This window comes from Companilactobacillus kimchiensis, assembly GCF_001438805.1.
GTDB classification, from domain to species: Bacteria; Bacillota; Bacilli; order Lactobacillales; family Lactobacillaceae; genus Companilactobacillus; species Companilactobacillus kimchiensis.
This window is the reverse complement of record NZ_JQCF01000030.1, coordinates 1-13,538: the sequence shown is the minus strand read 5'-3', so window position 1 is coordinate 13,538 and position 13,538 is coordinate 1. Positions and strand designations below refer to the sequence as shown.

The following is a 13,538-nucleotide window of genomic DNA, read 5'->3' as shown; positions in this document are numbered from 1 at the left end:
GTGGAAGAAAATAAACAGCAGGTGCCATTATTTAAACAGCCGATCTCTAAGAAAGATAAGTTGGTTGGTTTTATTAAATGTGTTGCGCAGGCAGTGACTGACTCAAACATACCTATGGCATCAAAGGCAATCACGTATTATATCCTGTTGTCGCTTTTTCCAGCGGTAATTATCGTCGGAAATTTGATTCCATTGTTGCATTTAGATAAACCAACTGTAATAAGTTATATTGAATTTATTTTGCCGGATGATTTACATCATTATTTATTGCCGACAATTATTAAGGTTTTGTCTAATTCAAACAGGGGTGTCTTGTCAGCAGGTATTGTGGTATCACTTTGGGCTATTTCGCGTGGTTTAAATATTGCGCAAATGACGATGAATGAAGCTTATGGTTTAGATATTAATAGTCTATTTGTTGAAAAAACATTTCTCAATTATATTATTCGTCGAGGTTTGGCTTTTGTAACAACATTGATGTTATTGGTTATCGGTGTAGCCGCAATTGTGACTTTTACCTTTGGACAATTATTTCTAAACTGGCTGATTCCCGTGCTGAGAATAAATTCCCGGCTCTTAGATGAATTTACAAGATGGAAATGGCCCTTTGCAATTGTTATAATGTTTTTGATCATGTTTGCTTTATTTTATTTTTTACCCAATATTCATCTGAAATTTTATTACATTATAACCGGAACTATCATCACCAGTATTGGTGTTTTAGGTTTGTCACAGTTGTTCTCATATTATTTGAAATATTTCGGATCTTCATGGGATAATTATGGTGCAATTGGTGCCATTATAGTGTTTTTGTTATGGGTGAATATGTCAGTGACAATCTTTTTATTTGGAAATGCCATCAATGTCGGTTTTGCGGAGTCGTTTGGTGGACCATTTCTAAGAATAAGTACAGGTAGATTAACCAGTTATTTGCAGTCGCATGAAAAGGAGAATAATTAATGAAAGTTAGAAAAGCAATTATACCAGCAGCAGGATTAGGAACAAGATTTTTGCCAGCAACTAAGGCTTTGGCAAAGGAAATGTTACCAATTGTTGATAAACCAACTATTCAATTTATCGTTGAGGAAGCTAAGGCTTCTGGTATTGAAGATATTTTGATTATTACTGGTAAGAACAAACGCTCGATCGAAGATCATTTTGATTCTGTACCTGAATTGGAACAAAACCTTGCTTCTAAGAATAAAACTGAACTTTTAAAAGTCGTTCAAGATACGACTAACTTGGGTGTTAATTTGTACTACAGCCGTCAAGCTCATCCAAATGGTTTAGGTGATGCAGTTTCTCAAGCTAGATCATTCATCGGTGATGAACCATTTATCGTTATGTTGGGCGATGATTTGATGAAGGATAAGGTTCCTTTGACAAAACAATTGATCGAAGATTATGAGAAAACTCATGCTTCAACAATTGCTGTTATGAAGGTTCCTGAAAAGGATGTTTCTAAGTATGGTGTCATTGATCCTGAAGGTGAAAATGAACCTGGCTTATACAACGTTAGAAAGTTTGTTGAAAAACCTAAGGTTGAAGATGCCCCTAGTAATCTAGCTATCATTGGTCGTTACTTGTTAACACCTGAAATTTTTGACTTGCTTGCAACTCAAAAACCTGGTGCTGGAAACGAAATTCAATTAACAGATGCAATTGATCGTATGAACAAGACTCAACGCGTCTTCGCTCATGAATTCAAAGGTCAAAGATATGATGTCGGTAACAAGTTTGGTTATGTTAAGACAAACATTGAATATGGTTTGACTCACCCTGAAGTTAAGGATGAATTAAAGAGTTATATTGTTGATCTTGCTAAGAAACTTGAAACAGAAGATAAATCTACTAATAACAACAAAAAAACTACTAAATAATTAACCAAGTAATAGACAGTCATTAGCAACTCTGAAACCGAAGAGTTGTTGGTGGCTGTTTTTAGTATCGTAGAAAACGGGCATTTCATAATAGGGCTTTTTATTAAGCAAGAGTAAGAATTCCCAGTTTTTAAGACCATGTAATTTATTCGATGTTTGCAAAATGATTTCGTCATCGACAACTTTCAGATCGACGACGGCAATTTTTTGATCTTTTAATTCGACAAAGACTCGATTATTCTTTTTAAAATCATTTAGTAATAAGATTAAATCAATAGTACGCATAAGAAATTACCGCCATTTCATTTGTTTTTATTCTGGAATTAAATTATGATTAAGGCTTAAGGATATTCTACCAAGTTTGAAGGGACACATAAATGATGGATCCAATCGTAATTATAGATGCAAAAAGAACCGCAATTGGTAAATTTAGAGGCCAATTTGCTGAATTAAGCGCCATTCAACTCGGAACCAAATTGGTATCGGAGTTGCTTCAAAACAATCATATCGATCCCAAGATAATTGATCAATTCATTTTCGGAAATGTTTACCAGACCGGTATGGGTCAAAACACTGCCAGACAAATTGAATTAAATGTTGGTGGCCGAGTTGATGCCACTGCCATGACAGTTAATCAGGTTTGTGGATCAGGGATGAAGGCTATTTATGAGGGAATCTCTGCCATTACTATGGGCAATGCTGAAATTGTCGTTGCCGGTGGAGTGGAAAGCATGTCTAATGCGCCTTTCTATGCACCCAGAACTGGCAAAATGGAAGTTAGTCCTAAGTTATCAGATACCTTATTCAATGATGGTCTAAATGATGCTTTTAATCATTTACCTATGGGAATCACGGCTGAAAATGTTGCCAGAAAGTATCAAGTTACACGACTGCAACAAGATGAATTTGCTTATAACTCTCATCAAAAAGCTCACAACGCCAAAGCTAAGATGGCTCATGAAATTTTACCGATTGAAGTTAACGAAGAACAAATTACTACTGACCAATCGATTAGACCAACAACCACTTTGGAACAAATGGGTCAGTTGCGAACTGTTTTTGATAAGAAGGGTACTGTTACTGCTGGAAACTCTTCACCAATCAATGATGGAGCAGCTGCTTTGATTTTGATGCGAGAAAGTCGGGCTAAGGAATTAGGACTCAATTTTGTCGCCGAAGTGACCGGTTATACTGAGATTGGAATTGATCCTGATTATATGGGCTATGCTCCTTATTATGCAATCAATAAATATTTTGACCGTTACAAAACTAATTTAGCTGATTACGACTTATTTGAAGTTAATGAAGCTTTTGCCTCACAAGCAGTGGCAGTTAGTCGCGACCTTAAAATACCAACAGCTAAATTAAATATTTACGGTGGAGCAATTGCACTAGGACATCCATTGGGTGCCACTGGAACACGGATGATCGTCACCTTGATTAATTCGCTACAACAAGAAGGAAAAGAGTCTGGATTAGCCTCACTATGTATTGGCGGTGGGATGGCCATGGCTATGGGTATTAAACTCAGATGAAAATCTATGAAATGACTGATGAACAGAGAATAAAACTGCTACTTGATGGTGATTATATTAATTCCAAGCAGGCAGAATTATTAAAAAGTCGGAAGACAATTTCAACTGATTTGGCCGATAGTTTAAGTGAAAACCAAATCGGAAGTTTTAGTTTACCGTATGGTTTTGCAACTGATTTTTTGGTCGATGGCATAGATTATTTAATACCAATGGTAACTGAAGAACCATCAGTAATTGCAGCGGCTTCAAATGCTGCCAAACGTATCAAGAACAGTGGTGGCTTTAAAACTTTTCCTAGTTCACGAGTAGTTTATGGACAGATAGTTTTAGAAAATTTGAGTGAATTAGCCATTCTGAAGTTGGAACAACATAGTTCAGAAATCTTTGCTTTTGCTCAAAAAGCTCATCCTAGTTTGATCAAACGTGGTGGTGGGGTAGTTTCTTTGACCTTCAATCATTACGCTGATTTTTTTGAAATAGAGCTAGGGATTGATACTGTTGATGCAATGGGTGCTAATCTGGTCAATACAATTTTGGAACAGACTTCGCAGATGATTTCAAAATTTGTGACTGGGGATGTACTGTGCAGTATTTTATCGAATAGTGGTCAAGGTCAAGTGATTACTGTGGAAGCGGTAGTTGATTTTGATCAGTTACAGACTAAAACGATGGCTGGAGCTGAGGTTGCGAAGAGGATTGTTAAACTATCGACCTTCGCCAAAGAATCAGTTAAGCGGGCTATTACGCATAATAAAGGTATTATGAATGGTGTAGATGCCGTCCTTTTAGCTACTGGAAATGATTTTCGGGCTCAAGAAGCAGCAGCACACAGTTTCGCTTTTGAATCGGGGCAGTATCAGCCCTTTAGCGAATGGCATTTGGCTGATAATAAACTAGTTGGAACGTTAAAAATGCCAATTGAAATTGGCAGTGTAGGTGGAGCTATCAAAGCTTTACCAATGGCTCAACTTAGTTTGACCATCATGAAGATTCAAAATAGCAAACAACTACAATCAGTCATTGGTGCGGTTGGTTTGGCTAATAACCTATCAGCTTTACGAGCTTTAGTAACGACGGGGATTCAGGCTGGTCATATGGGCTTACAGAGTAAATCATTAGCTATTTCAGCAGGTGCTACGGGTACCGAAATTACACAGGTTGCTCAGAAATTAAATCAAACTAAAAATTATACAATTGAAAATGCACAAAATATTTTATTGGAGTTGAGAAGTAAATTATGAAGATAGGTATTGATAAGATAGGTTTTTATGTTCCTAAAGATTATATTGATATTGTTGAATTGGCTAAGGCCAGAAACGTTGATCCTGATAAATTTACCATTGGTATCGGTCAGGATAAACAGGCCGTACCACAACCTTATCAGGACGCTGTGACGATGGCTGCCAGTTCTGCCGATACTATTTTAACGGCAGCTGATAAGAAAGATTTGGGTTTGTTGATTGTTGGAACTGAAAGCAGTGTTGATGAATCTAAATCTACTGCAGCCTTTTTGATGGATCTGTTAGATTTACCAGAAGATATTCGGGCTTTTGAAATCAAGCAAGCCTGTTTCGGAGCCACAGCTGGACTGCAGACGGCGTATGATTTTATCAGTAACAATCCTGGGAAAAAGGCCTTGGTAATTGCTAGCGATATTGCCCGTTACGGTATTAAAACTCCAGGTGAAGTGACACAAGGTGCTGGTTCGGTAGCGATGTTGATCAGTCAAGATCCTCGGGTGTTAAAGCTAGATCACAAATCAGTTTATAAAACTCGTAATGTCGGTGATTTCTGGCGTCCTACTTTTTCTAAGACGGCTTTTGCTCGCGGAAAATTCTCAAATGAAATCTATGTGGATTTTTTTAAGACACTTTGGGAAAAATATCAAACTAAATATGATGTAACGGCCAACGATTTCTCAACAATGCTATTCCATATTCCCTATACGAAGATGGGAACTAAGGCTTTGAGAACTCTGGAGGGGACTGTTTCGGATGAAAAGTATGCTGAATTAACAGACCATTATCAAGAGAGCATCAAATTTAGTCGAGCTGTGGGTAATTTATATACAGGATCACTTTATTTGGGCCTATTATCTTATTTAGTCAATGGTGCTCAAGCGGGCGAAAAGATGCTGCTGTTTAGTTATGGTTCGGGTGCAGTTGGAGAATTGTATAGTGGTGAGATTCAACCAGGGTTTGAAGATGTGATCGATAAAGCTTCATTGCTCAAAATGCTTGATGATCGTCAAAAATTGAGTATATCTGAGTATGAGAAGCTGTATCAAATTGAGTATCAAGATGGGACAATCGTTGATTCAGCAAAGGTTGATGCAAAATTCTATTTGAGTGAAATCAAGGAAAACGAACGTCTTTATAAAAAATCAAAATAGAGTGTTGCAAACGCTTACAATCAATGATATATTATAGACGTGGTAAGGATGGAATGTCAGGAACCGTATTCCATAAGAATTTTGATTAAGAAAGTTTTATCGTTTCTAGGAGATGGTAGGATTAGTAGAGAGCAAATTAAATTTAGATTATGGTTCAACGGCATTTTAGGAACTAGCGATAAAAGTTAACATAAGATCGACAAGTTTAGGTAGTCGCACAAAATCTCAATACATATTTCGCTAGGATCCTTTAGTTGAACGAAATATACATATTCATATAGTAAGGTATGTTTTTCAAGTAGTAAGATTCATTTAGAGTTTAGATTCATTCTAACGTTGATGAAACTGCAATAAATTTCATCTTACCACTTATATCTAACTAGGGATTCTCCATGAGTGAGAATCCTTTTTTAGTGTCTTAAAAATGGATAAGAGCATGCTTTAATACTAAGAAATTGCGCATATTTTGCTACTAAAAAAAAATTTAAAATTTGAGAGTTAAATATTGTAAACGCTTACTGATGATGCTATATTATAGATGTGGTAAAGATGAAGTGTCAGGAACTGTAGCCCTAAAAAGATTTTGATTTATGAAAGTTTTATCTCTAATGGTAGGATTAGTACCAAAGCAAAGGAAAGTTTAGAGTCTGTACAGTTCAACGACATTCTTGGAACTAGCGACAAAAGTTAACATAAGATCGACCTAATTAAATAATTAGTCGCGCAAACTCAATACATGTTTCGCTAGGATCCATTAGTTGAACGAGTATTACATATTTACATAGTACGATATGTTTTTCAGTAGTAAGATTCATTTAAAGTTTAGATTCATTTTAACGTTGATGAAACTGCAGTAAATTTCATCTTACCACGCATATCTACTAAAAGGGGTCCCTCACAGCAGGGGCTCTTTTTTTGTACCTAGAAGTTTTTCTTAGTGCTATCCTTATAAAGATAAGGGAGAGAGCAGATGAAGAAAAGAGTTTCTATTTTTAAGTCATTTTTATATACGTTGCTGATCTATATTGTATTTAGTGTTATTGGCGGATTCTTAGGTCAGATAGTTTTCAAAATGAATGATTATACTATCTTGCAAGGAAGTATTGTTGGAATCGCTTTGTTAGTTTTTATGGGATATTTTTATAAAGTTGAATTATTTGGTAAAAAAAATCTCAAATTGGGATTTAGTGGTATTGGAGTAGGATTGATAGTCGCATTGCTGTTGAATCATGACGTTGGTTATTTATCTCAAAATATTCCTCATCTAGGCATGATTATAATCTCGTGTTTGAGAACGGGAATTTCTGAAGAAACAATATTTCGGGTTGTGGCAATTTTTCTAATTGGTAATATTTTTTATTATTCTAAAAATAGATTATATTTAGAAATTTATTTGAGCTCGATTGTTTTTGCACTGGCACATCTTTTAAATATTATTAGTAACAATCAAGCTTTTGATCAAACTGTTATTCAAGTTATCTATGCATTCTGTTTGGGGACAATCTTTGCCATTATTTATCTGGCTACTAAAAATATTTTGTATGCGATGGTTTTACATTTTTTGGTTGATTTGTTAGGCGGCTTGTTTAGTGCTTCAAACTTAACAAGTGTGTCAATTGATTTTCTGAATATGTTTTTATTGGTGATGGTAGTTCTGATAGCGGCTGCCTTTAATTGGTTAGTTTTGAAGAACAAATATAATGGGACCTTTGGCAATTAACCAAGGCTCTGTTTTTTTATAACATAATGAATAATTAGCGTATAATCATAGGAATACCGTTAAAGAGGGATTCTTATCAGGTGAGTTTAAAGGGAAAAAGATTATACGGATTGTTATTGGCGATTGTTTTCTATATATTCGTTAGTGATTTTGGAGCAGAAATTTTAAGTGAATTTATGTCTAAAAATCCAGGAGTTTTAACGGTGGCATTACTAGCAGGATTGCCAGCTGTGATAAGTTTATTTTTATTAAAGGATAACTTTAAAAGTGATTTCATGACAATCCGAAAACGTAAAAGACAATTATGGTTGATTCCAATTTACTTTGTATTAACGACAATCACGGCGTTAGTTCTTGGAAATATTTTTACAGCTAGTTCAACTAATCAAAGTGGATTAGAAAAGGTTACACAGTTAGAACCCTATAACATGATTGCTATGGTACTGGTGATGATTGTTTTTGGACCAATTATGGAAGAAATTATCATGCAATATTTTATTCAACGACTGCTCAAAAAAGGTCTATTGAATTTAAAAGTTAAGCCAGTTTGGGCCAGTATAATTGCAATAATTATTGCGACCATTGTTTTTATGTTATTTCATATGGATAATCTAAAAGATATTACTGATCTTTCAATACTTAGTTATGGTGATCTAATCTTCTTTGGAATTATTTATGAACGTAGTCATGAGAACTTGACATATGCAATTATTCTTCATGGATTAATGAATGTTTTGGCTTTTTTATCACTTATTTTTTAGAAATGGATTTCAAAGGTTGCCATAGTGCCAACAAATCAGTAAAAAAATAAACTAACTTAAATTTAAGTTAGTTTATTTTTTTACTGATTTTTAGTGTATAACGTTTGCATTTAAAAAAATATTCTTTTTATTGGATAAATAATTGTTTAAAATGTTCATTTTTCAGTATAAAATAAATCAACTTTTATGATAATTTTCAAGTTCTAATTTACATAAATTATTTTATCGCTTTTGAAATATAACCCTAAACTATTTTATATATAATTTTAATAATATTTTTTATACAGGATATTCTGTTTCAGGGGGCTTAGGATGATTTTCAAAAGATATGTAAGATTATTTATAGAGGGAATATTTTTAGTGACTTTTAACTTGGTTTGTTCGGCAACTCAAACAGTTGAAGCTCAAAATCAACAAAGTATTGGTGGGATTGATGATGGCATCGAGAATTGGACTCAAGCTGATCGTAGTCAAGTTGGTTATCTTGATATTGGTGGTGGTAAGAAATTAGGCTATACCTTTGGATTGGCACGGGACCATTATGGACGGGTTACTAATGGGGGAGATTCGACAATCACAAAGGATTCATACAATCCAAAACCGGATGAATATGGTGCTGGTGATGACGGAGTTGATTATAATAATATGTTCCGATCTAAAATAAATGTTTTTCTAAATGACAATAACATCGCTATCGGTTCAACTTATCAGGATAATTATTCCGATAGCGATGTTCGAGATACTTTGGCTCAAGATTCTGTTTCTAGAACATCACCTGATTTTTTGATTGCGCCACCTAATTCTCGTTCGAGAATTAATACTCTAGATTTTTCGTTATTATCGCAGATGACAAACAAAAAATATTACGTTGGATTTGATTCAAACAATAATAAAACTTTTAAAATTGTTGGTGATTTTGTTAGAAAACCGTTTTATAGGCAGGATAAGCATAAGATCTGGAATAAAATAAATAATGGTAATTATAATTTAACCGCAGAAATATTATTGCGACCATCACCAAATAATTCAGCGGTTGTTCAAAGGGAACTCTATTTACATAATTCATCAGGTGATAATCAGGAACTCAATGTTCTATTTGGTGAGGACACAATGCTTGGAACCAATGACGGAATACCTATTTATGATTTGGATGAAAAACAAGGTTTATATATCCAGGATTACCAAGGTAAATATCAATTAATGGTTTCCAATAATGTACCTGATGGATTTAAGCACTATAAGGCACAAGATTATAATTTTGATGGATACGATTCAAACGATGATGAAGATTATAATATTAATTACCACGAGGATAATGCTAACAATTGGGTTAAAGGATTTGACAATGGAGATCTAAATGGTAATGGTGATGAGCAATATAATTTTCGTTATGGTCAGCAATTGATTGATAGTACCGATACCTCATATATTTTAAGCTGGGGTCATACCGACTTGGCTAGTGGTCAAACATCCCATTATGTTTCGACGATGGGCGTAACTGCCAGTGGGTATGCAGTTCCCTACGTTAAAAAAACTTATACTAATGAAACTAGTCAAGATGGCAAAAATCATATCGGAGATCGGCTTAAATTCACTCTTAAGGCAAACAATAGTGGGATGAAGTCGAGTTGGCTCTATAAAAAACTTGTGGATAAGATGCCATCTGGTTTACAAATTGATCCGACGACAATCAGAATTTCGGATGATGATCGAACCGATAAGGTCATTTCAATGACCGATTATAATGACGATACGAAAACATTGACGGTACCAACCAATAGGTCATTAAAAGATGGACAGTCAGCAACAGTGACGTTTGAAGCTAACATAACTAATGATGCAGTTAAGAATTTAGATAATAATAGCAGCATAACCAATAAAGGGGAATTTACTGGGATAGACAACAGTGCCGAAGATTCTAAATCGGAGGATAAAAAATTCACTGATAGTTCAAGCATTCCCATTGAAGCTTCCGATTATGAACCAAATTTTACAAAGCAGGTAAGAAACCTTACTACAGATAAAAATAGTGCCTATATGAATAAGGTTGCTGCTAAACAAGATAATATTGTTGAATATAAAATTTCCTATAATGTTGGCTATAGTAAGAATTATCTATTAAGTGGTGCACAAATAACTGATAATTTACCTGAAGGGGTTGAGTTGACTAATGATCCTGTTGTTATTACAACACCTGATGGTAAAATCAGCCAAACTACAACACCGAATACGACTTTAGCTGAAATTAAACAAGGTGAGACCGAAACCATTGAATTTAAAGCCAAAGTTACTTCGCCCATTGCAGGGCAGGTCATCAATATGGCTAAACTGACGGGTGCTAACAAAAGTAATGGGCAAATGGTGGGTGATGCATTAACTAATGGAGCTGAAGTTGATACTGAAAATGTCGATGGGTTCGTTTCAGTACCTGATAAAATTGATTTTGGTCAATCTAATATGTATGGGAAAACAAAATTATTAAAGAATATCAGTACAGATGGCGAATTAATTGTTAGACATCCAGCGGCGAATAATTTTCGGGTCAATGTTTCGTATGATAATGATGATAACCGGAAGAAAATACAAACGGCTACCGGTGATACGTTGCCAACCGATGATACGGGCTTGATTTTTATTAAACAAAAATCAAAGGACAATAAAGTTGGTGAATGGAAGCCGTTATTAAAAGTAGGAACCTCAATTCAAAGTGAAGAATTCTCTGGTCATCAGGATTTAGTAAACTTGACTGATTTAGTTGGAGTCAATGATTGGCAATTGAAGGTTGATGCTAGAGCCAAAGCTGGTGCTTATAATGGGAAACTAACTTGGACCATGGTTGACTCTGTGCAATAGACAATCTGGTGAATTGGGTTATAAATATTTTATGAATTAATCGATAAGGATTAACCTTTTGATAAATACAAAATGATTTGTATTTCAATGTAGCTCTGAAGGTGAGCAAAGTGATTATGAGAAAAATTTTGATTATACCAATTATCGTTCTAGATTTGTATTTAATGGTTACGGCCGGTCCCATTGTTTCAGTAACAGCTTTTGTTATTGGCATGGTATTTCTATTTCACTATGTTTTTGAAATTGAAGATAAGGAAGAACAAAAAACAAACCATACAAAAAAGGATTGAATCCCTCACAGATTCAATCCTTTTATTTATCTCTATTTGATTTTAAATTAACCAAGAACTTGAACAGTAATGTTTTGACGACCAAATTGTAATGCCTCTGAATTAGGCATAGCAATATCTAATTGATTAGGATTGCTGTAAGCAAAGAGTCCTGTATCATTAACAACTCGATCATAAACCTTACCGTTACCGTCTGTGATTCTTAAATGTGTTCCCTTAGGGAATTTTGATAGGTTAGCGGCAACACCACTGTAACCCATGTCTGAACCTAAAACAGTTGGATCATAAGCTGTAGCAGACATTGTCAATGTTTCTTTAACATTGTCAGCTGAGATATAATCGCCCTTTACCCAACGGTTCATACCAACATCATACCAAGTAGTACCATTAGCATCAGTTTTGCTTTCGTAAACGTGGATCATACCACCACCATTAACGGAACCAGTATAGTTACCGTTAGGGGCGTCATAAACATTTACACCACCATTAGCTTTTACATACATGTCTTTATCTAAGGCAACAGCAGGTGCTTCATTTGAAGTATCAGTTGCAGCGACCCAAGCGTTAGTACCAACTTGGTAATACATGGCACCACCGACATTAGCAGACTTGTTGATTGCCCAACCAGTCTTATTAGCTAATCTGTTACCAGTATTACCCATGTTACCTTGGTCATCAGGTGCTGAATAAACTTGTGCTCCATTCGCATTTGTAACATAAACGACGCCGCTAGTAGCTGCCATCGAAACTGTAGCAGCATCAACAGTTTGTGCTTGAGCACTTACTCCGATGATTGCTAGTGTTGTTACTGTTAAAATAGATGCTACAAAATTTTTGATCTTCATATTAAAAGGATTCCCCCGAATTAAAAACGTATATTGTGTTACTAAATTTCTCGACAAGAAATAGCATATAACGTCTGGCAGGGGAAATGTTGAATATAACTTAACTGTAAATTAGTTATAACTGAACTGTAAAGTCAATGTAACCGAACTGAAATATAATTATATCAAAAAATACAAAATAATTTTAAATATATTTCTTTATTCCACTTAACATGTCATCTAAGTTGTTGACCATCAAACCATTCATCTTGATCAAACCAATTGTATAGTTGTTGATATATGAGAAAGGATTTTCACCGATTCCTTTTACGGCCTCAAGCTTTGCAGGGTTTTCAAAACCATGTTGACGAAGGTCAGTATAGACCCCAATAATAGGTATTTCTTTACCAAAGGCAACTCCAATTTCAGAAGCCACACCATCGTCCATTGTGTCACCATCCAAAATAGCGACGACTAAATCTGAAGAAAGCAGTTCTTTGTTGTCTTCTTGTGCGATTTTGATAGAGTCGGCATAGTTCATTTTATCGTTGATGTCACCATTTTCTTGGGGAAGATAGACTTCGATACTGCTGTCCATCTTTCTGATCTTATCGACTACGACTTCGTTAAACATACGATCAGCTAAAGCGAATAAACCATTGGCAAAATAGATTTTCATTTCAAATACCTCATTTTATTATTTGTTCTGTAATATTTTATCATGCTTAATCTAGATATAGGATATAACATTACTTAAATAAGAAATTATTCCAATTTTTGATAGAAAATTTTACCAATCAAGATAAACATTATATAAGATGTGGCTATACAATATGTCTATAAGATTCAAGGAGTAATAAACCTTTGCTTAGCGAGAAGATTTAGACCCAATAGAGTTATGAAATAGCAATATTAGTAATTCTGGGGACGGTCGCTTTATTGTGTTCTTTAGGGCTATCAACAAGTGAAGGGTATTTTGAGGATATTACGACTTTGGATCCTATAACCCCCTATAAAATCATATGAGATGATTAATTAAGCTTACCCTTCGAGTACAAGTATTGATTAATCCAACATATATAACAACAATATAACGTTAAAAAACCATAACACCCCTTGTTATGGTTTTTTGTTTCTACATATAAGTAGATAAATAAAAAGAGTTTAGCACATAACTGGTTTTGAATTTAAATATGCATCATAAACGTGGAACATAACATAGTTCTTTCCGCTCAAAACAAACAGGCATTAGTAATCGTATTTTGGTTCTTTACCAAGTGTGG

12 protein-coding genes are annotated in these 13,538 nt (G+C 34.7%); 9 read left to right on the top strand and 3 right to left on the bottom strand.

Annotated features, from left to right (window positions below; genetic code table 11):
• Both IV57_RS11105 and galU read left to right on the top strand, forming a co-directional pair.
• Positions 1-960 (top strand): YihY/virulence factor BrkB family protein, encoded by a 960-nt coding sequence (locus tag IV57_RS11105; protein ID WP_236704362.1) that lies wholly within the window; start codon positions 1-3, stop codon positions 958-960.
• Complete coding sequence (galU, locus tag IV57_RS11100; RefSeq protein ID WP_057881592.1) at positions 960-1,880, top strand: UTP--glucose-1-phosphate uridylyltransferase GalU; 921 nt, start codon at positions 960-962, stop codon at positions 1,878-1,880. The genes IV57_RS11105 and galU overlap by 1 nt, the downstream gene beginning before the upstream one ends.
• Here the strand turns inward: galU and IV57_RS11095 are convergent, their stop codons facing one another.
• Positions 1,881-2,165, bottom strand: a complete 285-nt coding sequence (locus tag IV57_RS11095) for a hypothetical protein (RefSeq protein WP_057881591.1) — start codon at positions 2,163-2,165, stop codon at positions 1,881-1,883.
• Between the two features lie 92 nt (positions 2,166-2,257).
• On the opposite strand from IV57_RS11095, the gene IV57_RS11090 reads away from it, so the two are divergent.
• The 7 genes from IV57_RS11090 to IV57_RS11060 all read left to right on the top strand — a co-directional run bounded on the left by IV57_RS11090 (position 2,258) and on the right by IV57_RS11060 (position 11,431).
• Positions 2,258-3,415, top strand: a complete 1,158-nt coding sequence (locus tag IV57_RS11090) for a thiolase family protein (RefSeq protein ID WP_338025676.1) — start codon at positions 2,258-2,260, stop codon at positions 3,413-3,415.
• The gene (locus IV57_RS11085) at positions 3,412-4,656 is read left to right on the top strand and encodes a hydroxymethylglutaryl-CoA reductase, degradative (RefSeq protein WP_057881590.1); all 1,245 of its coding nucleotides are present in this window, start codon (positions 3,412-3,414) and stop codon (positions 4,654-4,656) included. The genes IV57_RS11090 and IV57_RS11085 overlap by 4 nt, the downstream gene beginning before the upstream one ends.
• Positions 4,653-5,807, top strand: coding sequence for a hydroxymethylglutaryl-CoA synthase (locus tag IV57_RS11080; protein WP_057881589.1), 1,155 nt, complete (start codon positions 4,653-4,655; stop codon positions 5,805-5,807). The genes IV57_RS11085 and IV57_RS11080 overlap by 4 nt, the downstream gene beginning before the upstream one ends.
• Before the next feature lie 970 nt (positions 5,808-6,777).
• Complete coding sequence (locus IV57_RS11075) at positions 6,778-7,527, top strand: CPBP family intramembrane glutamic endopeptidase (RefSeq protein WP_057881588.1); 750 nt, start codon at positions 6,778-6,780, stop codon at positions 7,525-7,527.
• Between the two features lie 203 nt (positions 7,528-7,730).
• The gene (locus tag IV57_RS11070; protein WP_162261224.1) at positions 7,731-8,288 is read left to right on the top strand and encodes a CPBP family glutamic-type intramembrane protease; all 558 of its coding nucleotides are present in this window, start codon (positions 7,731-7,733) and stop codon (positions 8,286-8,288) included.
• 312 nt (positions 8,289-8,600) lie between these two features.
• Positions 8,601-11,141, top strand: coding sequence for an isopeptide-forming domain-containing fimbrial protein (locus IV57_RS11065; RefSeq protein ID WP_057881586.1), 2,541 nt, complete (start codon positions 8,601-8,603; stop codon positions 11,139-11,141).
• A 116-nt stretch (positions 11,142-11,257) separates the two neighbouring features.
• Positions 11,258-11,431 (top strand): hypothetical protein, encoded by a 174-nt coding sequence (locus tag IV57_RS11060; protein ID WP_157051953.1) that lies wholly within the window; start codon positions 11,258-11,260, stop codon positions 11,429-11,431.
• Positions 11,432-11,478: 47 nt separating this feature from the next.
• Here IV57_RS11060 and IV57_RS11055 read toward each other — a convergent pair whose 3' ends face one another.
• Together IV57_RS11055 and IV57_RS11050 are read right to left on the bottom strand one after the other, a co-directional pair.
• Positions 11,479-12,276 carry an RlpA-like double-psi beta-barrel domain-containing protein gene (locus IV57_RS11055; protein WP_057881584.1) on the bottom strand — a complete coding sequence of 266 codons (798 nt, stop codon included), beginning with the start codon at positions 12,274-12,276 and terminating at the stop codon, positions 11,479-11,481.
• Positions 12,277-12,460: 184 nt separating this feature from the next.
• Entirely contained in the window at positions 12,461-12,934 is a 474-nt protein-coding gene (locus tag IV57_RS11050) for a nucleoside 2-deoxyribosyltransferase (protein ID WP_057881583.1), read from the bottom strand.
• Positions 12,935-13,538 lie beyond the last annotated feature (604 nt).

Excerpts from the sequence above, each read along its gene's own strand:
- IV57_RS11080 (WP_057881589.1), top strand. The coding sequence starts at position 4,653 with ATGAAGATAGGTATTGATAAGATAGGTTTTTATGTTCCTAAAGATTAT.
- IV57_RS11095 (WP_057881591.1), bottom strand. The coding sequence starts at position 2,165 with ATGCGTACTATTGATTTAATCTTATTACTAAATGATTTTAAAAAGAAT.
- IV57_RS11065 (WP_057881586.1), top strand. The coding sequence starts at position 8,601 with ATGATTTTCAAAAGATATGTAAGATTATTTATAGAGGGAATATTTTTA.
- IV57_RS11055 (WP_057881584.1), bottom strand. The coding sequence starts at position 12,276 with ATGAAGATCAAAAATTTTGTAGCATCTATTTTAACAGTAACAACACTA.
- IV57_RS11090 (WP_338025676.1), top strand. The coding sequence starts at position 2,258 with ATGATGGATCCAATCGTAATTATAGATGCAAAAAGAACCGCAATTGGT.
- IV57_RS11050 (WP_057881583.1), bottom strand. The coding sequence starts at position 12,934 with ATGAAAATCTATTTTGCCAATGGTTTATTCGCTTTAGCTGATCGTATG.
- IV57_RS11060 (WP_157051953.1), top strand. The coding sequence starts at position 11,258 with ATGAGAAAAATTTTGATTATACCAATTATCGTTCTAGATTTGTATTTA.
- IV57_RS11075 (WP_057881588.1), top strand. The coding sequence starts at position 6,778 with ATGAAGAAAAGAGTTTCTATTTTTAAGTCATTTTTATATACGTTGCTG.
- IV57_RS11085 (WP_057881590.1), top strand. The coding sequence starts at position 3,412 with ATGAAAATCTATGAAATGACTGATGAACAGAGAATAAAACTGCTACTT.
- galU (WP_057881592.1), top strand. The coding sequence starts at position 960 with ATGAAAGTTAGAAAAGCAATTATACCAGCAGCAGGATTAGGAACAAGA.